Annotated in this window: 21 protein-coding genes; 12 read left to right on the top strand and 9 right to left on the bottom strand. The window is 28.5% G+C overall.

Going from position 1 to position 18,260, the window contains the following annotated elements; translation table 11 throughout:
- Genes ahcY through ABXT45_RS06275 form a run of 4 tightly spaced genes read left to right on the top strand, consistent with a single transcriptional unit; the run spans position 1 to position 3,384 of the window.
- Complete coding sequence (gene ahcY, locus ABXT45_RS06290) at positions 1-1,287, top strand: adenosylhomocysteinase (RefSeq protein WP_415303812.1); 1,287 nt, start codon at positions 1-3, stop codon at positions 1,285-1,287.
- The gene (tsaE, locus tag ABXT45_RS06285; RefSeq protein WP_415313234.1) at positions 1,271-1,732 is read left to right on the top strand and encodes a tRNA (adenosine(37)-N6)-threonylcarbamoyltransferase complex ATPase subunit type 1 TsaE; all 462 of its coding nucleotides are present in this window, start codon (positions 1,271-1,273) and stop codon (positions 1,730-1,732) included. The genes ahcY and tsaE overlap by 17 nt, the downstream gene beginning before the upstream one ends.
- Entirely contained in the window at positions 1,733-2,698 is a 966-nt protein-coding gene (locus ABXT45_RS06280) for an aminoglycoside phosphotransferase family protein (RefSeq protein WP_415313232.1), read from the top strand.
- The gene (locus tag ABXT45_RS06275) at positions 2,695-3,384 is read left to right on the top strand and encodes a sugar phosphate nucleotidyltransferase (protein WP_415313231.1); all 690 of its coding nucleotides are present in this window, start codon (positions 2,695-2,697) and stop codon (positions 3,382-3,384) included. Before ABXT45_RS06280 ends, ABXT45_RS06275 begins: the two co-directional genes overlap by 4 nt.
- Here the strand turns inward: ABXT45_RS06275 and ABXT45_RS06270 are convergent.
- Positions 3,373-4,089 (bottom strand): 2,3-bisphosphoglycerate-dependent phosphoglycerate mutase, encoded by a 717-nt coding sequence (locus ABXT45_RS06270; protein ID WP_415313229.1) that lies wholly within the window; start codon positions 4,087-4,089, stop codon positions 3,373-3,375. The two genes, ABXT45_RS06275 and ABXT45_RS06270, sit on opposite strands and share 12 nt — an antisense overlap.
- A 49-nt stretch (positions 4,090-4,138) precedes the next feature.
- Here ABXT45_RS06270 and ABXT45_RS06265 point away from each other — a divergent pair, with 49 nt between their 5' ends.
- Together ABXT45_RS06265 and ABXT45_RS06260 are read left to right on the top strand one after the other, a co-directional pair.
- Entirely contained in the window at positions 4,139-4,522 is a 384-nt protein-coding gene (locus ABXT45_RS06265) for a hypothetical protein (RefSeq protein ID WP_415313227.1), read from the top strand.
- Positions 4,515-5,114, top strand: a complete 600-nt coding sequence (locus ABXT45_RS06260) for a lytic transglycosylase (protein ID WP_415313226.1) — start codon at positions 4,515-4,517, stop codon at positions 5,112-5,114. The genes ABXT45_RS06265 and ABXT45_RS06260 overlap by 8 nt, the downstream gene beginning before the upstream one ends.
- Here the strand turns inward: ABXT45_RS06260 and ABXT45_RS06255 are convergent.
- The 4 genes from ABXT45_RS06255 to msrA are packed head-to-tail and all read right to left on the bottom strand — an operon-like array spanning position 5,111 to position 10,363.
- Positions 5,111-8,233: an efflux RND transporter permease subunit gene (locus ABXT45_RS06255; protein WP_415313225.1), complete on the bottom strand. Its 3,123-nt coding sequence runs from the start codon at positions 8,231-8,233 to the stop codon at positions 5,111-5,113. The genes ABXT45_RS06260 and ABXT45_RS06255 overlap by 4 nt on opposite strands.
- Entirely contained in the window at positions 8,233-9,102 is an 870-nt protein-coding gene (locus ABXT45_RS06250) for an efflux RND transporter periplasmic adaptor subunit (protein WP_415313223.1), read from the bottom strand. The genes ABXT45_RS06255 and ABXT45_RS06250 overlap by 1 nt, the downstream gene beginning before the upstream one ends.
- A gap of 3 nt (positions 9,103-9,105) precedes the next feature.
- Positions 9,106-9,918 (bottom strand): rhodanese-like domain-containing protein, encoded by an 813-nt coding sequence (locus ABXT45_RS06245; RefSeq protein ID WP_415313222.1) that lies wholly within the window; start codon positions 9,916-9,918, stop codon positions 9,106-9,108.
- A 1-nt stretch (position 9,919) separates the two neighbouring features.
- Complete coding sequence (msrA, locus tag ABXT45_RS06240) at positions 9,920-10,363, bottom strand: peptide-methionine (S)-S-oxide reductase MsrA (RefSeq protein ID WP_415313221.1); 444 nt, start codon at positions 10,361-10,363, stop codon at positions 9,920-9,922.
- Positions 10,364-10,398: 35 nt separating this feature from the next.
- Here msrA and ABXT45_RS06235 point away from each other — a divergent pair, with 35 nt between their 5' ends.
- Both ABXT45_RS06235 and ABXT45_RS06230 read left to right on the top strand, forming a co-directional pair.
- Positions 10,399-11,283 carry a DMT family transporter gene (locus ABXT45_RS06235; protein WP_415313219.1) on the top strand — a complete coding sequence of 295 codons (885 nt, stop codon included), beginning with the start codon at positions 10,399-10,401 and terminating at the stop codon, positions 11,281-11,283.
- Positions 11,276-11,911: a DNA-3-methyladenine glycosylase family protein gene (locus ABXT45_RS06230; protein WP_415313217.1), complete on the top strand. Its 636-nt coding sequence runs from the start codon at positions 11,276-11,278 to the stop codon at positions 11,909-11,911. The genes ABXT45_RS06235 and ABXT45_RS06230 overlap by 8 nt, the downstream gene beginning before the upstream one ends.
- On the opposite strand, the gene ABXT45_RS06225 is transcribed toward ABXT45_RS06230, so the two are convergent.
- The 3 genes from ABXT45_RS06225 to ABXT45_RS06215 are packed head-to-tail and all read right to left on the bottom strand — an operon-like array spanning position 11,898 to position 13,250.
- A complete protein-coding gene (locus ABXT45_RS06225) occupies positions 11,898-12,194 on the bottom strand; it encodes a DUF1330 domain-containing protein (RefSeq protein WP_415313215.1) in 297 nt (98 codons plus the stop codon). The genes ABXT45_RS06230 and ABXT45_RS06225 overlap by 14 nt on opposite strands.
- 46 nt (positions 12,195-12,240) lie before the next feature.
- Positions 12,241-12,921 carry an XdhC family protein gene (locus ABXT45_RS06220; protein ID WP_415313214.1) on the bottom strand — a complete coding sequence of 227 codons (681 nt, stop codon included), beginning with the start codon at positions 12,919-12,921 and terminating at the stop codon, positions 12,241-12,243.
- Positions 12,921-13,250, bottom strand: coding sequence for an XdhC family protein (locus ABXT45_RS06215; RefSeq protein WP_415313213.1), 330 nt, complete (start codon positions 13,248-13,250; stop codon positions 12,921-12,923). The genes ABXT45_RS06220 and ABXT45_RS06215 overlap by 1 nt, the downstream gene beginning before the upstream one ends.
- Positions 13,251-13,292: 42 nt before the next feature.
- Between ABXT45_RS06215 and ABXT45_RS06210 the strand changes: the two genes are divergently transcribed.
- Positions 13,293-13,616: a c-type cytochrome gene (locus ABXT45_RS06210; RefSeq protein ID WP_415313212.1), complete on the top strand. Its 324-nt coding sequence runs from the start codon at positions 13,293-13,295 to the stop codon at positions 13,614-13,616.
- On the opposite strand, the gene uraD is transcribed toward ABXT45_RS06210, so the two are convergent.
- Complete coding sequence (uraD, locus tag ABXT45_RS06205; RefSeq protein ID WP_415313211.1) at positions 13,609-14,112, bottom strand: 2-oxo-4-hydroxy-4-carboxy-5-ureidoimidazoline decarboxylase; 504 nt, start codon at positions 14,110-14,112, stop codon at positions 13,609-13,611. The genes ABXT45_RS06210 and uraD overlap by 8 nt on opposite strands.
- 37 nt (positions 14,113-14,149) lie before the next feature.
- Here uraD and uraH point away from each other — a divergent pair, with 37 nt between their 5' ends.
- Genes uraH through xdhB form a run of 3 tightly spaced genes read left to right on the top strand, consistent with a single transcriptional unit; the run spans position 14,150 to position 18,253 of the window.
- Positions 14,150-14,503, top strand: coding sequence for a hydroxyisourate hydrolase (gene uraH, locus ABXT45_RS06200; protein WP_415313210.1), 354 nt, complete (start codon positions 14,150-14,152; stop codon positions 14,501-14,503).
- Positions 14,504-15,940 (top strand): xanthine dehydrogenase small subunit, encoded by a 1,437-nt coding sequence (xdhA, locus tag ABXT45_RS06195; RefSeq protein WP_415313208.1) that lies wholly within the window; start codon positions 14,504-14,506, stop codon positions 15,938-15,940. It abuts the gene before it with no gap.
- Positions 15,941-18,253 (top strand): xanthine dehydrogenase molybdopterin binding subunit, encoded by a 2,313-nt coding sequence (gene xdhB / locus ABXT45_RS06190; RefSeq protein ID WP_415313206.1) that lies wholly within the window; start codon positions 15,941-15,943, stop codon positions 18,251-18,253. It abuts the gene before it with no gap.
- The last annotated feature ends 7 nt before the right edge of the window (positions 18,254-18,260 follow it).

Genomic DNA, 18,260 nt, shown 5'->3' with positions numbered 1-18,260 from the left:
ATGGATGATTTTAAAGTTAAGGACATATCGCTAGCAGACTTTGGGAGAAAAGAAATTTCAATAGCTGAAAGTGAAATGCCTGGCCTAATGGCATTAAGAGAAGAATATTCAGGAAAAGCACCTTTAAAAGGAGCAAGAATATTAGGATGTCTTCATATGACAATTCAAACAGCAGTTTTAATCGAAACTTTAGTAGAGCTTGGAGCAGAAGTTAGATGGTCTTCTTGTAATATTTTTTCAACGCAGGATCATGCTGCTGCAGCAATAGCTAAAGCAGGAATACCAGTTTTTGCTTGGAAAGGTGAAACTGAAGAGGAAGCTGTATGGTGCATAAGACAAACAATAGAAGGTAAAAAAGACTGGAAAGCAAATATGCTATTAGATGATGGTGGTGATTTAACTGCAATGATGCATAGCGATTACAAAGATTTGTTAAAGGAAGTAAAAGGTGTTTCAGAAGAAACAACAACAGGAATTAAAGCATTAAACAAAATGGAAAAAGATGGGTCATTAATGATTCCAGCAATTAATGTTAACGATTCAGTTACAAAATCAAAATTTGATAACCTGTATGGTTGTAGAGAAAGTTTAGTAGATGGAATTAGAAGAGCCACAGATGTTATGATGTCTGGTAAAGTTGCAATTGTTGCAGGCTTTGGTGATGTTGGAAAGGGTAGTGCTGCATCTTTGAGACAAAGTGGAGCAAGAGTTATGGTTACAGAAGCGGATCCAATTTGTGCACTCCAAGCAGCAATGGAAGGTTATGAGGTAGTTTTAATGGATGAAGCAATAAGTAAAGCAGATATTGTTGTTACAGCTACAGGTAATATAGACATTGTTACCGCAGATCATATGAGAAACATGAAAGATAGAGCAATACTTTGTAATATTGGTCACTTTGATAATGAGATTCAAGTAGAAGCCTTAAAAAATTATAAATGGACAGAAGTAAAACCAGAAGTAGACGAAATAGAATTAGTTGATGGAAAGAGAATTATTCTTTTGGCCAAAGGTAGATTGGTAAATTTAGGTTGCGCAACAGGACATCCAAGTTTTGTAATGAGTGCATCATTTACAAACCAAGTAATGGCACAAATTGAGCTTTGGGATAATCATAAAAATTATGAAAATAAAGTTTATGTGTTACCAAAATCATTAGATGAAAAAGTAGCTATGCTTCACTTAAAAAAAGTAGGAGCAAAACTTACAAAACTATCAAAGGACCAAGCTGACTATATAAGTGTTGAAACAGAAGGTCCATTCAAGCCAGATGCTTATCGCTACTAATAGCGAAAAAATAGATATCTCCTTAGAAGATAAAACATCTGAGCTAGCTAAAAAATTTTCAAGAACACTGAATAAAGGAGATGTAGCTTATTTTCATGGAGAAATAGGTGTAGGAAAAACAACATTTATAAGACACCTAATTAATAATCTTCAACAATTAAACAAAATAAATTTAACTGAAGTTACTAGCCCAACATTTAATTTAGTAAATGAATATGATGTTGGAAATTTTATAATACAGCATTATGATTTGTACAGGTTAACTGACTATAGTGAGATAAAAAATATTGGTTTATTTGAAAACAGAGAAGAAATTGTGACATTAGTTGAATGGCCTAAGAAAATAAAAAAAAATATTGATAACAAAATTGAATTATTTTTTGAATATAATGATGATTTAAATAAAAGATATTTAACAATCAAGGGAATTAAAAATAAAAAATAGATGTTGCAAACCAATAATAAATTAAAAAAAATTAAAGGTGATGCATCATTTAGATCTTTTTATAGAAAGTCATCATCAAACAAAAAATCAATCGTAGTTTTTGCTTTTAAGGAAAAAGAGAAAAACTTATTAATATATGATGCAATAAATAGTCTTCTAATTAAAAATAAAGTTTTAGCACCCAAGCTTTATAGTGAGAATTATAAAAAAAATTATATAGAAATTGAAGATTTTGGAGACGATTCAGTTTTTGTTCTATTAAAAAAAAATAAAGACCGACGAGAAACACTCTACAAAAAATCTATTGATTTACTAGGTGAGATTCAAAAAATTAAACAAAATCGATCTAAAAACTTTAAAGGAAATACTTACAAAATTCCAATTTATGATAATATTAAATTATTTAATGAAGCAAATTTATTTTATAAATGGTATGCAAAAAAATTTGTAAAAAAAAATAAATTAACTAGGTTTAAAATTGATATAAAAAAACAAATTAAATTTTTGTTAACACACCTTCAATCAAAAGAAAAAGTTTTTGTTCATAGAGATTTTCATGTATCGAATTTAATGAAGTTCAAAAATAAAATAGGAGTTATCGATTCGCAGGATGCTTTAATTGGAAACAGGGCTTATGATGTAGCTTCCTTAATTGATGATGTTAGATTTAAAACAGATGAAATATTTAAAGATAAAATTTATCGTTATTATGTAAAATTGAATAAAAAAAGAGTTAACGAGGCTACATTATTAAGTGATTTTGAAATATTATCTATTCTAAGAAATATGAAAATCATTGGAATATTTACAAGATTGGCCATGAGAGATAAGAAAAAGCAATATTTAAAATTAATTCCTTATGCTTGGAAATTAATTGAATTAAGAATTTCTAATAATAAAAAATTTTCTGAGCTTAAAGACTTACTAGACCTTAATTTTTCAAAAAAAATAAGAAATCAGAAATGAAGATTAAAACTGCACTAATTTTATGTGCCGGATATGGCAAGCGTTTAAACCCAATAACACTGACAACTCCGAAACCCTTACTAAAGATAAATCAAATAACTTTATTAGAAAATTGTATTAATTTAATACATTCTTTGGGAATTAAAAAAATTTTAATCAACACATTTTATCTTAGTGAAAAAATTGAACAATTTCTTAAAGATAAGAAATTTAATTTAGAAATTAAGATAGTTAATGATGGCTCAATTATTTTAGATACAGGTGGTGGAATATTAAATTTGATAAATTCATCTAATGAAACAGATTTTATTACATTTAATCCAGACACTGTATGGAATGAAAATTATAAAAAATACATTAAACATATGGAGAAGTTTTATTTTTTAAACAAAGTTAAAAATATACTTTTATTAGCTAATGAAAACTTAAGTTTTGACAAAAATTTGAAGGGTGATTTCAATCTTAAAAAAAATATAATAAAAAAAGATGAGCATAATCGTTTAATTTATACGGGGTGCCAGATCCTGAATAAGAGTTTATTTGACTCATATAAAGTTGGCAATTTTTCAATTTCAAATATTTGGAATAAATTAATTAATAAAGACGAGTTACATGGTTTTGAGAGTTTAGAAGACTTTAGACATTTAACAGATCTTAATATTTATAAAAAATTATTAGAAAACTAATAAGTCCTTAGCTCTATCTTGATCTAGGTAAGAGCATTCTTTAATATTTTGTTTTGAATCTAAACTTATCAAAAGTGGATTACCTGTGGGTATTTCAAGTAACGTTATTTTTTGATTATCTAATTTAAATAAAAATTTGCAAAGCGCTCTTATAGAATTCCCATGAGCTGAAATTAAAATATTTTCATCATTTTTTATTTTCTCTTGAATTTCATCAATATAAAATTTCATTACTCTTTCATAGGTATCTCTAAGAGATTCCGTGTCAGGAATATTCTCCTTTGGGATATTTTTATAAATCTCTATATTTAATGGGTGATATGGATTATTTCTACTTAACGGATTTGGCTTAATATCCCAAGATCTTCTAAAAGCATGGATTTTATCTTCACCAAGTTTTTCTTTCATCTCATCTTTATTTAGTCCAGTTAGTGCCCCATAATGTCTTTCATTTAATTGCCAGGCTTTAATTGGTTCTCTCTTGTCCCTTAAAGTGTCCTGAATAAATTTTAGTGTGTTGATGGCTCTTAACTGAAATGATGAATAAAAATGATTAATATCAATTTTAGTTTCTTTAATATATTCGCCAGCTTTACAAGCTTCTAACTTTCCTTGTCCAGTGAGGTTAACATCAACCCAACCAGTAAATCTTTTTTCTAGATTCCATTCACTTTGACCATGTCTTACTAAAATTAAATGAGCCATTTGATATATTCTGATAGCTGATAAAAGAAATAAAATAAATAAGATTATTATGTATAAATTAAAAAACCTTTTTAAAACAGGGTTCTATTCTGCTAATATTATATTGATAATTTTATATTTGTTTCCAGGTAGTATACTTGGATGGTTTCTATATAATAATCATCTAATACAACCTCAAATCACTAGAGATTTTATAATTTCAACAAATCATATTTATGCTTTTATTTTACTTACAAGCTTAGGAGTGCTTTCTTTTCATAATACTAAAAAAATTAATTTTTTAATTGTTTATTTATTTTTATTGTCAATTATTTTAGAATTATTTCATATTATTATTCCAGTTCGTGGATTTGAATTAAGTGATTTATTTGGAAATATTGCAGGTGTTATATTGGTAGTATTTATCTATAAAGTTGTAATTAGATATGTTTAAACTTAGAAATTATTTTTTAATTTTATTAATTATTTTTATTACTGGCTGTTCCTCAATACCTAAAAATACATCAAATAGTTGTTCAATTTTTAATGAAAGATATCTTTGGTATAAACATGCAAAAAAAACAGAGCAAAAATGGGGAACCCCAATTTATATTCAGTTAGCTATAATTAAGATGGAATCAGACTTTAATTGGTTAGCCAAACCTCCAAGGCAAAAATTATTTAAGATCATACCATTTAAGAGGCCCTCTAGTTCATTTGGATATTCACAAGCAGTAAAGGGAACCTGGGAACAATATAAAAATGAAACTGGGAATAAGTTAGCAACAAGAACAAGGTTTAAAGATAGTGTGGACTTTATTGGTTGGTACACTGATAAAACAGAGTCTCTTTTAAAAATTTCTAAAAAAGATGCTTTTAGACAATACCTTGCATATCATGAGGGGTGGGGTGGTTATAAAAATTATAAGAATAATCAGAAAGTTATAGGCTTAGCTAAAAAAGTAGAAAAACAATCTAATAAATACAAGTCACAATTACAAGATTGTCAGAAAAGATTAAATAAAAATAAATATATTATATTTTAACGAAGTTGTTTCTTTAGCTCAATATCAACAGCATCTATTCGTTTTGTATTCTTTGCTAACACCAAGTACATGGTTGGAGTTATATATAATGTAAAGAATGTTGATATAATCATCCCACCTAGAATAGTAGCACCCACAGCTAGTCTTGAAGCCTCACCAGCACCTGGTCCAATATTTCCTATAACTAAAGGCATCATTGCTATCATCGTGCTTATTGACGTCATCATTATGGGCCTAAATCTTAATTGGCAGGCTTCTTTAACTGATGTTTCAATATTTTTTCCAGCCGTTCTTAATTGATTGGCATAATCAACAATTAGAATACTATTTTTAGTCGATATTCCAATTAGAATAACAAGTGCTATTTGTGAGAAGATATTAATAGAACTGTTCAAGAATAGGATAAAGACCAAACCTCCAAACAAAGCCAGTGGAACAGTTAACATGATAATAAATGGATGAATAAATGAATTAAAGGTTGCAGCCATTACTAAATATGCAGTTAGAAATGCTAATCCAAAAATAATAAATAGTTCATTACTAGTTTCTTTTATTTCTTCTGATTTACCCTTCCATGCAATTTGATTAGAAGAGCCAATTTCTTCCATTGTTTCCTCTAAATATGAAATTGCTTCTGTAAGTGTATAAGATTCAGATATATTGGCAGATATTGTTACAGCTCTCTGCCTATTATACCTTGCTAATTTTTTTGCAGACCCTTTTTCACTGAACTCTACTAAATTTGCTAAAGAAATAAGTTTACCAGAGCTTTCCGATCTAACAAATATTTTAGAAAGCCCTTCTTGAGATCGTCTATCAGCCAAGTATTGCTGAAGTATAATTGGGTATTCTTTACCAAGTCTATTAAATTTCGTTACAGTTTTTCCACCATAAAGAGTTTCTAAAGTTTTTCCAATTGAGTCGGTAGATACACTCAAATCTTTGGCTTTATTTTTATTAATTACCAGTTTGATTTCTGGTTTGTCTCTAGAATAGTCAGATTCTATTCTAGATAAATTTTTATTCTGTCTTAATTTTCTGATAACTTTAGACTGTATTTCCTCTAACTCTTCATAAGTACTGCCCAATATAACCATTTGAACAGGTTTGTTGTAGCTAGAAACTCTAATAGATTGAGGTGATATTGGAAAAGCTACAGTTTCAGGAACAGTCACAATTTTTCCAATTGCTTCTCTCATTATTGTTAGTGAACTTTTATCTCTTTCAGCCCATTCATCTAATAATGCAATTATTATAAAGCTATTAAAAGAATTCCTGTTGCCACCAAAGCCTGGCACTCTCATTATAAACCTTTTATATGGACTATCCTCAGCTTGAAGAAGAGGAATTAATCTCTTTTCAACATCTGCTGCTCTTTTTTCAGTATATTCAAAAGAACTTCCTTCATCAGTAAATCCAAGAACAAGATATACACCTCGATCTTCCATTGGTAACAATTCTTTTTTTGTAAAATTAAATAAAACACTAGAAACAATAATTGTGAAGACAATGAATGAAATTATAATTTTTTTCTTATTCAACCAATAACTCAATGTTTCTTCATAAAATTTTGATAATGATTTAAAAATTTTGTCAAATTTTTTAACTATAAAATTTTGTTTAGGTTCTTTTTTTAAAAACTTACTTGCTAACATGGGAGATAATGTAAGAGCAACAAAAGAGGACACCACAACTGAAAAAGATAATGCAATTGCAGTTTCTCTAAATAATGTTCCTGCAATTCCATCTATAAAAATTAAAGGAATAAATACTGCAACTAAAATTAAAGTTGTTGCAATAATTGCAAAACTGATTTGTTTCGACCCTTTGTATGCTGCAACTAAAGGGCTCTCTCCATTTTCAATTCTTCTATAAATTGCATCTGTCATTATTACTGAATCGTCAGTAATTATTCCAATTGCTAAAATAAAACTTAATAATACAAAAATGTTTATTGATAATCCAAATAAGTAAATTCCCAAAAAGGATGCTATTAAACTTACAGGTAATGCAACAGCTGGTACAATTACAGCTTTTATATTTCCTAAAAATAGGTAAATAATAATAACTACAAGTATAAAAGCGATGATTAATGTTTTGTATACTTCATCGATAGCAGTACCCACATATGTTGCCCTGTTAAAAGCTACTTCTATATTTAGATCACCTGGTAATGTTTTTTTAACTTCATCAATTTTTTTACTTATCTCTTTAGAGAGTTCTACTGTTGAGGCACCACTTTTTGCATAAATACCAATTCCTACAGTATTTAAATCTAAAGCATCTTTACTTTGGGCCTTAAAAAGATTTTTTTCTGAAACTGGGCCAAACTCAACGTTGGCAATATCTGAAAGTCTTACAATACTATTTTGGCTTTTTTTAATAGGTAATGTTTTTAGTTTTTCTATATCGTTATATGATTTATCTAAATTTAGTATTAAATCTATATTGGTAGCTTCTAAAGTTCCTGCTGGTAGGCTAACATTTTCTTTCCTTACTGCTTCTTCAACTTCTTGAATAGTTAAGTTATTTGCTGCAAGTTTAATTGGATCTATCCAGATTCTAACACTTAAATCTCTTAAGCCACCAGTCGAGATTGTTCCAACATTTTTAACACTTGAAAATTGATCTATTAAATATCTCTCAACATAATCTCCAAGTTCTAAGTCACTCCAGGTTGCTGAAGATACGGCCAGCCACATAGTGGTTGAAAATCCTGCTGATTGCTTAAGTATTTGGGGTGCCGCCGCTTCACTTGGCAATCTATCAACAACTCTTGCAACTCTTTCTCTTATATCATTAGCAGCATTATCCAGGTCTATATCAGGATTAAATTCAATGTTAATTGAGCTACTTCCGTTTTCTGATGTTGAATTAATATTTTTTATTCCTTCTACTCCACCTATTACATCTTCTATTACTTGTGTTACTTCCTGATCAATTATGGGTGCTGATGCAGATTTATAGTCTACTTTAATTTGAACTACAGGTGGTTGTAAGCCTTCAGGCAGTTCTCTTACTGGCAATTGAGAAAAAACAAATAGGCCAAAAACAATTAATATAAGAGACATCACCCAAGCAACAACTGGTCTTCTTATACTTACGTCAGTTATAAACATTATTTTTTAATTGGTTTAATTTTACCTCTTGGCCTAACTTTTTTTAGACCTTCAGCCACGATATTATCTCCATTAACCAAACCTGAAACCACCTCAATAAAACCAGAATCTCTTATTCCAATAATAACTTCAGCTTTATTAGTAACATTATCTTCTGCAACTTTATAAACATAAGTTTTGTTACCTTCCATTATTAAACTTGTATCTGGAATACTCATGGAATTTCTTTCGTTATATTTAACTATAATTTCCAAAAGAGAACCTGGTAAAATTTCAAAATTATCATTTTCTAATTTTATTCTTATAGCTAAAGATCTTGTATCCACATCAATTCTACCAGCTGTTGAATCAACAACTCCTGAATAAATTTTTTCACTATTACCTGAAAATTTAACATCAACATTTAAATTTTCTTTAATAAAACTTGAATAAAGCTCGGGAATATTCACATCTACATAAATTGTCGAGGTATCTTCTAGCTGTATTAAGAGAGAACTTTCAGAAACTTTAATATCATTTGAGAAGTCTCTTTTAGTCACTACTCCATCAAAGGCAGCTATCAGATTTCTAGTCTTTAATTTTGTTATTAAATCACCTTTTTTTAATTTTTTATTAAATTCTATTGGGTTAACTATTTCATATTTCTCAATTTTGTATGATTTAGTTCTAAAAGGGATTGCTGTTCCATAAGTTGAAACTTTTTGAGAGAAATTTTTTGCAACAACTTCAGTTACTATTATTCCTGGAGGAGGTCTTTTGCTAAATTTTTTTTTAAAATGATTTCCTATCATTGTTCTTCCAACAATTACTATCGTAATAATTAAAAAGAAGACAAGGATCGCAGTTCCAATTTTTGTAGATCTTTTCATATTTTAATTCTTCCCATATTCACTCCATGATCCGTCGTAAATAGTAGGCATATATTTATTATCTATTAAAGAATAAGCAAGAGCCAAAACTGAAGCGGTAACTCCAGAACCACAAGTAAATACAATGTTTTTACCTATTTCATATCCAGTTGATTTAAACTTTTCATGAATTTTTTCTCTGCTAATAAATATATGATCTTGATTTATAAGTTCAGAAAAAGGTAGACAAAAAGAGTTTTTGATAGAGCCACTTCTCAATCCTTTTCTTGGTTCAGGAACGCTACCTTTAAATCTTTCTAAACTTCTTGCATCAATAACATTAAATTTTTTTTCTAAAACATTTTTGTTAATTTGGTTTATATTTTTTACCAATTCTTTTTTTTCATGCACAGTATAGCTAGAGGAAATAATCTTAATTATATCACTAGTGGTTGCTCTATCTTCTTTAATCCATTTTTTTAATCCACCATCTAATACATGAACTAATTCTGGATTGTGACCAAAATAGATAAAATTATACCAACATCTACATGAACTAATAACATCTGAATTGTCATAGACGACTATCTGATCATCGTTTTTAATTCCCATACTAGAAACAATACCTTCCCAAGACTTAGTATCTGGCAACATGTGAGGTAGGTCAGTACCTTTTTTAGAGTTTTTGTCTAAATCAAAAAAAATTGCATTTTCAATATGTTTACTTTTGTATTCATCAAAACCATCACGTTCTGTCTGAGGCATGTGCCATGAACAATCAATAATCTTTACTTTATCTAAATTTTCTTCTAACCAACTTGTATTAACTAAAGACATATTATCTTTTTTCTAAATATCTCTGATGGTATTCTTCTGCAGGGCAGTAATTTTTTAATAAAGAAGATTTTGTTACAACTTGTCCAGATAAACTTGAATTTATTTTTTCTATAACATTCTCAGCAATTTCTTTTTGTCCATCACTTAAGTAAAATATTTCACTTCTATATTGTGTGCCAAAATCTGGTCCTTGTGAATTTAAGGTTGTAGGGTCATGAATTTCAAAGAAAAATTCTAAAATTTTTTCATAAGATATAATTTTAGGATCAAAATCTAATTTAACAACTTCTGCATGATTTGTATTACCAGCGCATATTTCTTTGTAGGTGACTTCTTTGCTGTCACCCCCACAATAACCAACTTCAGTTTTAATAACTCCCTCAAGTTTACTAAACTTAATTTCTGGTCCCCAAAAACATCCTAATCCTAATACTGCTATTTCCATTGATTATCCTTTAATTTGATTTACAAATTATTCTTATGCTGACTAAAAATCAATTAGGTTTTTTGTACATGTTTCTATCTGTATGTACCTTTTCTGTTATGGATTTGCTTGTAAAATGGTCAAGTGACTACCCAACTGGAGAAGTTTTATTTTTTAGAGGCTTTTTTGGGCTGCTGCCTACTTATTTTTTGATACCGAAAAATAAATTAAAAATTTTTTACACAACTGAAAGATCAAAAGAACACTTATTTAGATGTCTTATGGGTTTAATGGCTTTAATAGCAATAGTTATTGCGTTAAGAGAACTTCCTTTAGCAGTCGTTGTTAGCCTATCATATGCAGCACCACTATTTATTACCGTGTTATCAATTTTTTTGCTAAGTGAGAAGGTAGGTGTTTTTAGGTGGCTGGCAGTCATAATTGGATTTATAGGTGTTATTATAATTGCTGAGCCAGGCTTTAAGGGTATGAATTACCTTTATTTTCTTCCTCTTATATTTTGTATTGGAATGGCTTTTGTAACCATTACGATTAGAAAACTATCTACAACAGAACCTATTTGGCTTATCTCAATTTTTTTTACAATTACTATTTCAATTGCTGGCTTGGCTACAATTCCAATGGGGTGGAAAATGCCAAACTTTCAAGATTTTATTCTTTTAGCTTTAATTGGAGTAACAGGAGGCTCTGCAAATTTATTTTTAACTCAATCATATAAACTTTCTGAAGTATCTTTAGTGGCACCCTTAAAATATTTAGCTTTGGTGTTTGCTATATTTTTTGGTTATTTTATTTGGAGTGAGATACCAACTATAAAAACACTAATTGGTGCATCACTTGTAGTTCTTGCGTCTCTTATAATCTTTAGAAGAGAAATTTATCATAAACAAAAAATACCATCTACTACTAGACATGAATAAAAAACCAAAATACTGGAATACTGCAAAAAAATATTTATCCAATAAAGACAAAGTGATGTCTTTATTAATTAAAAGATATAAATCTCCTTCAGAAGCTGTGCTTACTTCTAGAAAAGATATATTTTTTTCATTATGCAAGAGTATCACAGGACAACAAATCAGTGTTGCTGCTGCCAATTCTATATTTTCAAAATTTCAAAAAAAATGTAAGAATAAAATAAATGCTAAAACTGTTTCTACACTATCCACTGCCCAGATAAAAAGTTGTGGATTAACTAAACAAAAAGTTAAAGGAATAAAAAGTCTAGCGAAACAAATATTAGATAAATCATTTAACCCTAGGTTAATTCCTAAAATGTCAGATGAAGAAGCTATTATCTATTTATCACAGTTAAGACAAATTGGTAGATGGTCAGCTGAAATGATCTTATTATTTACTTATAATCGTTCAGATATTTGGCCCATACAAGATATTGGTCTTTTAAGAGGAATTTCAAAAAATTATAAAAAAAAATATTTACCACCTGAATCTTATGTAAAATTATTAAACAAAAGATTTAGTCCGTATTGTTCAGTTGCAACTTGGTATCTGTGGAGAAGTATAGATCCAGAACCTATTCAGTACTAAAACCTTCGATAATTTGTAAGTTTCGTTCAGTAGTATCTTTCGCTATAGCCCACCCATCTTGATATTCTTTAGAATCGTGGCATTTCATTGCCTGTTCATGACTTGGAAATTCCCAGATTACAGTTCTTGGGTAAGTTTCACCTTCTAAAGTTTCAAATTTTCCACCTCTCACAAGAGGCTTTCCTCCGTAACTTTTTATTATTGCAGTAACTTTTGAACCATAATTTTTTAGATTTTCTTGGTTATCAATTCTTTTGTACAAAGCAATCCAGTAGGCTTTCATTATTTCTCCTTTTTAATCAATTTTTTATTAATAATAATTAATATATTCATTTTTTATTAGTTTCAGCCACTAACTGTGCCGCTATTGATAGTGCAATTTCAGATGCTGATTTTCCACCTAAATTTATCCCAATTGGCCCATGAATTGATTTTATCTTATCTTCATTAAATCCTGCTAGTTTTAATCTTTCACACCTACTGATGTGAGTTTTTTTACTTCCTAAAGCACCTATGTAATAAAAATTTTTCTTTAATGCGTGTTGTAGGGCAGGATCGTCAATTTTAGTATCATGCGTTAGAGTTATTAATGCAGCATCAGAATTTGTATTAATTTTTTTAAAAGCTTCATTTGGCCACTTATTTATTATTCTTATGCCTGAAAATCTTTGTCTTCCTGCAAAGTATCCTCTTGGATCAATAACAATTATTTCAAAATTTAGGTTTTTAATATAATCAACAAGGTATTGAGCAATATTAACTGCCCCAACAATAAAAACTCTTATTGATCTTGAGTAACTTTCAATAAATATATCTGTACCTTCTATTACTCCACTTTTTTTATCTTTATAAAAGCCATTTATTTTATCTTTATACTTTTCAAAATCTTCACTGATAGCGATATTAGGCTCAAAAATTTCACTATTTCCTGTTTCAAGGTTGGTAATTATTGCGAATTCAGATCTATTTTCTTTTTTTTTAATTACTTCTTTTAAAACTTTTAGTTTCATTAACTTATCTGTTCTATAAAAATTGAAATTTCACCACCGCAAGCAAGCCCAACTTCCCATGCATTTTCATTTGAAATTTTAAAATCAATTTTTTTAAACGGCTTATCTTTTTTTATAATTTCTAAACATTCTCTAATAACTGAAGTCTCTACACATCCACCAGAAACAGAACCTGAAAAATCACCATTTTCATTGACGATCATTCTGCTTCCAATAGGTTGTGGAGACGACCCCCATGTACGTATAACAGTTGCAAGAGCTATTTTTTTACTGGCTTTTAACCAATTATTTATTTCCTTTAAATTTCTTTCATCAAATGAATTTTTCATTATCAAATATATTAAATTAATTTATATTATAATATCATTGTGATGAAAAAAAAAATATTAATTAATATTAGTTGTTATATTTTTATAATAATTATTCTTTTACCTCAAAATATAAAAGCTGATGATCTATTTAATCAAGGAAAAATAATTTTTATGGGTGATGGTAATTGTGCCACCTGTCATTCGCTGGATGATGCAAACTCTAATGGAAAAGTTGGTCCAAACTTAAATGAGATAAAGCCAGATATCTCAAGGGTACTTATGGCAGTAACAAATGGAATAGGAGTTATGCCAGCTTATCAATGGCAGTTGTCAGATGAAGAGATTAAAGCAGTTGCAACGTATGTTGTTGAAAGTACTAATTAATTATTTCATTAAGACGAAAATTAGCAATTTTCTTAACTTGCACCTTAGCTTCATCAAACTCTGAATCTATTTCATTTTTAATTCTTTTTCTAAAATTAATTAAAATTTCACTTTTATTTTTTCCCTTAACAGCAACTATAAAAGGAAAGCCAAATTTTTTTTTATATTCATAATTTAAATTTTTAAATTCATTAAATTCATCATCATTACAACGATTTAAATTTGCTCCTTTTTGTTCTTTATGAGAATCTTCAGTTAGTTTTTTTTCAACTGCTAGTTCAGGGTGTGCGTTAAAAATTTTTAAACAATCTTCTTTTGAACTATTTTCATAAATTGCAATCATTTTAGATCTAAATTCATCAAAGTCTTTATATGGTTTTGAATTAAAGGCTTTATTAGCAATCCAATTTGTTTTTTCAAAAACATTCCCAAAAGTACCAATAAACTCATTTTCTGAGAGTTGATTTACTTTTTTGATCGAGTGGATAGTTTTCATATTAAAATATCTAATTATTGTATAATATAATTATCTTATGACAAAATTAACAACACATGTTTTAGATGTCTATTCGGGAAAACCAGGAAAAGGAATTAAGGTTGACCTTTATTATTACAAAAATGATGATCAAAAAAGCAAAATTAATACCATTGTATTGAATAATGATGGAAGGTCTGACAATGCTCTAATTGAGGGAGTTGATTTTAAAGAAGGTAAATATGAACTTATTTTTTTTGTTGGTGATTATTTTAAAAAGATTGCAGAAATTTCAAAGATACCTTTTTTAGATGATGTTGTCGTAAAGTTTGGAATATCCAATATCAAAGAACATTATCATGTTCCATTATTAGTTTCACCATGGAGTTATTCTACTTACAGAGGTAGTTAGATGGTCTCTAATAGCATAAGATTTATTTTTGAAAATAAAATAAAAGAAATAAAAAATCCTGACCCAAATGAGACTATTCTAAACCACATTCGATTGGAACTAAAGAAAACTGGTACCAAAGAAGGGTGTGCTGAAGGTGGATGTGGAGCCTGTACTGTTGTAGTGGGAGAATTAAAAAAAAATAAGATAATCTATAAAGCAATTAATTCATGTATTGCATTTACAACAAGTCTTGAAGGTAAGCATTTGTTAGTAGTTGAAGACTTGACCCAAAAAAATGGTTCTTTGCATCCAGTACAAAGTGCAATGATTAATTTTCACGGTTCTCAGTGTGGTTTTTGTACACCTGGATTCATAATGTCTTTATTTTCAATGTATAAAAATAAAACTTCTTATGACAAAAAAACTATAGAAGAATCAATCTCAGGAAATTTATGCCGTTGTACAGGATATCGACCAATAATTGATGCTGCCAAAAGTTTAAAAAAAAATAAGCCAGATCAATTTAAAAAAAATGAAAAAAAAACCATAAGTCTTCTAAAAAAAATCCGACCAAAAAATATCTCTATCAATAATAAATTTAAAAAATATTTTGCACCAAAAACAATTATAGAACTAAAGAAAATAATTAAAAAAAATCAAAATGCTGAATTTTTAAGTGGTGGTACAGATATGTCTTTAATTGTTACTAAGCAAAAAAAAGATATTAAAAATATTATTTATTTAAATTCAATTGATGAACTTAATTATATTAAAGAAAAAGTTAATTATATTGAAGTAGGTGCGACAACGCCTTTAAGTAAATTTGAGCTTATTATAAAAAAATATTATCCAGATTTTGATAGAATACTTAAAAGGTATGGCTCTGTCCAAATTAGAAATGTTGCTACTCTAGCAGGAAATATAGCAACTGCATCACCAATAGGAGATTCATTACCACTTCTATTATCACTTGATGCAAGCATTTCTATAGAAAGCTTTAATAAAAAAATGATAATACCAATAAAAGATTTTTTTATTGGTTATCGAAAAACTAAGTTAAGGAAAGGATATTTCATTAGTTCAATAAAAATACCAATTTTCAAAAAAAATATTTTTAAAGCTTATAAAATTTCAAAAAGAATAGATGATGATATTTCATCAGTTTGTGCATCATTTAATTTAGAAATTGTGAATAAAAAGATTAAAGATATTAAAATTGCTTATGGAGGGATGGCTGCTATTCCCAAAAGAGCATTTTATTGTGAAAAAATGCTTTTAAATTCTAGTTTTTCAGAAGATACAATTTTAAAAGCCCAAAAAAGTTTAGAAAAAGATTTCCAACCAATTGATGATATGAGAGCAAGTAAAGATTATCGTGTAGAAATAGCTAAGAATTTACTAACGAAATGTTTTGTAGAAATTAAAAAGAATAAATTAATTAGACTTAGTTATTAAATGAAAAAAACTTTTTTTATTAATGAAAAAAGACCACACGATAGCGCAAGAAAGCACGTAAGTGGACTTGCAGATTATACTGATGATATCAATGAACCTCATGGAACTTTACATGGAGCAGTTGGGTGGAGCAAACAAGCTCATGCCTTAATTAAAAAAATTGACTTAAGTGAGGTATGGAAAAGTGAAGGTGTAATCACTGTGATTACAACTAGTGATATTCCAGGAAGAAATGATGTTGGACCAGTTTTCAATGGTGATCCAATATTTCCTTCTAAAAAAGTTGAATTTTATGGGCAACCGTTATTTGCTGTTGCAGCAACAACAACAGAATTAGCAAGAAAAGCTGTGTTAAAAGCTAAAATTGTTTATAAAATTTTAAAGCCAATAATTACAATAAAGGAAGCTTTAAAAAAAAAAAACTTTGTTTTAAAAGGAAAAAAAATACAACGAGGTAACCCAACGAATGCCATCCTTAAATCTAAAAATTTTTTAAAAGGTAATTTTACAACAGGCAGTCAAGAACATTTCTATTTAGAAGGTCAAGTTGCATTTGTAATTCCAAAAGAAGATAAGGATTTATTAGTGTATAGTTCCACTCAACATCCTTCAGAAACTCAGCAAATTATTGCTAAAATGCTTAACCAAAAAAGTAATAGTGTAACAGTTTTAGTTAGAAGAATAGGAGGAGGTTTTGGAGGTAAAGAAACAAATTTTTTAACTTCTAGTATTTGTGCATTACTTGCTAGCAAAACAAATAAACCAGTAAAACTTAGATTAGATAGAGATGATGATATTATAATGACTGGAAAACGTCATGATTTTTATTCAGACTTTGAAGTTGGTTTTAATGATGTTGGTGTTATAGAAGGTTTGAAAATTAAGCTAGCATCAAGGTGTGGAATGTCAGCAGATTTATCAGGAGCTATAAATGAAAGAGCATTATTGCATATAGATAATGCCTACTATCTTTCAAATGTACAAGTACAAAACTACCTTTGTAAAACTAATACTGTTTCTTCAACAGCATTTAGAGGTTTTGGTGGAAATCAAGGTATGATGGCTATTGAAAATATAATTGATAATATTGCAAGGTATCTAGAAAAAGATCCCGCACAAGTTAGAAAAAACAATTTTTATAAAAAAAATAGTAAAAATATTACACATTATGGAATGAAAATTGAAGACAATGTAATCCAAGAAATTTTTAATAGATTAATAAAAAAATCAAATTATAAAAAAAGATATTCAAAAATTAAAAAATTTAATTTAAATAATAGATATTTAAAAAAAGGAATAGCTATTACTCCTGTTAAATTTGGTATTTCATTTACCACAATTCATCTTAATCAAGCAGGTGCCCTAGTTCATATTTATACAGATGGTAGCGTTTATTTAAATCATGGTGGAATTGAAATGGGTCAGGGAACTAATACAAAAATAGCTCAATTAGTGTCTAATGCATTTGGCCTTTCTTATGATAAAGTAAAAATCTCTTCAACAAATACATCTAAAGTGCCAAATACTTCTGCAAGTGCAGCATCATCTACAACAGATTTAAATGGCGCAGCAGCACTTAATGCTGTTTCAAAAATTAAAGAAAATTTAGAAAAATTTATTAAGAAAAAGTATAATATTAAAAATATTAAAAATGTAGTTTATAAAAATGGATTAATTAAATTCAATAAAAAATCATTTAAATTTAATTCTGTAATTCAAGAAGCATATTTAAATAGAATTTCATTATCTTCTTCTGGTTTTTATTCAACACCAAAAATTCAATTTAATAAAAAAATGTTTTCTGGAAGACCTTTTTTATACTTTTGTTATGGCGCCTCAGTTACAGAAGTTACAATAGATACTCTTACAGGTGAAAATATAATAGATAGAGTTGATATTTTGCAGGATGCAGGAAAAGCGATTAATCCAGCATTAGAATTAGGACAAATTGAAGGAGGTTTTGTCCAAGGACAAGGTTGGTTAACCATGGAAGAGGTAAATTGGAAGCCTAACGGTCAAATTACCACTATCTCGCCTTCTACTTATAAAATACCTGCTTCAAGCGATATTCCTAAAATATTTAATGTGGAGATATTTAAACAAGGAAAAAATAAAGAAAATGTAGTTAACAAATCCAAAACAACTGGAGAACCTCCTTTAATGTTAGCTATGAGTGTATTTTATGCAATTAAAGATGCAGTAGCATCAGCTGGAGAATATAAAGTCATACCAAAACTCGATGCCCCAGCAACACCAGAAAAAATTTTAATGAGTTTGAATGAATTAAAAAATAGAATTAGATATAGTAGTTAGAAAATAA

This window comes from Candidatus Pelagibacter sp. Uisw_106, from assembly GCF_047724975.1.
Taxonomy (GTDB): domain Bacteria; phylum Pseudomonadota; class Alphaproteobacteria; order Pelagibacterales; family Pelagibacteraceae; genus Pelagibacter.
This window is presented reverse-complemented; position numbering and strand designations above follow the sequence as displayed.

Bases quoted from the DNA above. Each gene is read 5' to 3' on its own strand.
- ahcY (WP_415303812.1), top strand. From the start codon at position 1: ATGGATGATTTTAAAGTTAAGGACATATCGCTAGCAGACTTTGGGAGA.
- tsaE (WP_415313234.1), top strand. From the start codon at position 1,271: ATGCTTATCGCTACTAATAGCGAAAAAATAGATATCTCCTTAGAAGAT.
- ABXT45_RS06280 (WP_415313232.1), top strand. From the start codon at position 1,733: ATGTTGCAAACCAATAATAAATTAAAAAAAATTAAAGGTGATGCATCA.
- ABXT45_RS06275 (WP_415313231.1), top strand. From the start codon at position 2,695: ATGAAGATTAAAACTGCACTAATTTTATGTGCCGGATATGGCAAGCGT.
- ABXT45_RS06270 (WP_415313229.1), bottom strand. From the start codon at position 4,089: ATGGCTCATTTAATTTTAGTAAGACATGGTCAAAGTGAATGGAATCTA.
- ABXT45_RS06265 (WP_415313227.1), top strand. From the start codon at position 4,139: ATGTATAAATTAAAAAACCTTTTTAAAACAGGGTTCTATTCTGCTAAT.
- ABXT45_RS06260 (WP_415313226.1), top strand. From the start codon at position 4,515: ATGTTTAAACTTAGAAATTATTTTTTAATTTTATTAATTATTTTTATT.
- ABXT45_RS06255 (WP_415313225.1), bottom strand. From the start codon at position 8,233: ATGTTTATAACTGACGTAAGTATAAGAAGACCAGTTGTTGCTTGGGTG.
- ABXT45_RS06250 (WP_415313223.1), bottom strand. From the start codon at position 9,102: ATGAAAAGATCTACAAAAATTGGAACTGCGATCCTTGTCTTCTTTTTA.
- ABXT45_RS06245 (WP_415313222.1), bottom strand. From the start codon at position 9,918: ATGTCTTTAGTTAATACAAGTTGGTTAGAAGAAAATTTAGATAAAGTA.
- msrA (WP_415313221.1), bottom strand. From the start codon at position 10,363: ATGGAAATAGCAGTATTAGGATTAGGATGTTTTTGGGGACCAGAAATT.
- ABXT45_RS06235 (WP_415313219.1), top strand. From the start codon at position 10,399: ATGCTGACTAAAAATCAATTAGGTTTTTTGTACATGTTTCTATCTGTA.
- ABXT45_RS06230 (WP_415313217.1), top strand. From the start codon at position 11,276: ATGAATAAAAAACCAAAATACTGGAATACTGCAAAAAAATATTTATCC.
- ABXT45_RS06225 (WP_415313215.1), bottom strand. From the start codon at position 12,194: ATGAAAGCCTACTGGATTGCTTTGTACAAAAGAATTGATAACCAAGAA.
- ABXT45_RS06220 (WP_415313214.1), bottom strand. From the start codon at position 12,921: ATGAAACTAAAAGTTTTAAAAGAAGTAATTAAAAAAAAAGAAAATAGA.
- ABXT45_RS06215 (WP_415313213.1), bottom strand. From the start codon at position 13,250: ATGAAAAATTCATTTGATGAAAGAAATTTAAAGGAAATAAATAATTGG.
- ABXT45_RS06210 (WP_415313212.1), top strand. From the start codon at position 13,293: ATGAAAAAAAAAATATTAATTAATATTAGTTGTTATATTTTTATAATA.
- uraD (WP_415313211.1), bottom strand. From the start codon at position 14,112: ATGAAAACTATCCACTCGATCAAAAAAGTAAATCAACTCTCAGAAAAT.
- uraH (WP_415313210.1), top strand. From the start codon at position 14,150: ATGACAAAATTAACAACACATGTTTTAGATGTCTATTCGGGAAAACCA.
- xdhA (WP_415313208.1), top strand. From the start codon at position 14,504: ATGGTCTCTAATAGCATAAGATTTATTTTTGAAAATAAAATAAAAGAA.
- xdhB (WP_415313206.1), top strand. From the start codon at position 15,941: ATGAAAAAAACTTTTTTTATTAATGAAAAAAGACCACACGATAGCGCA.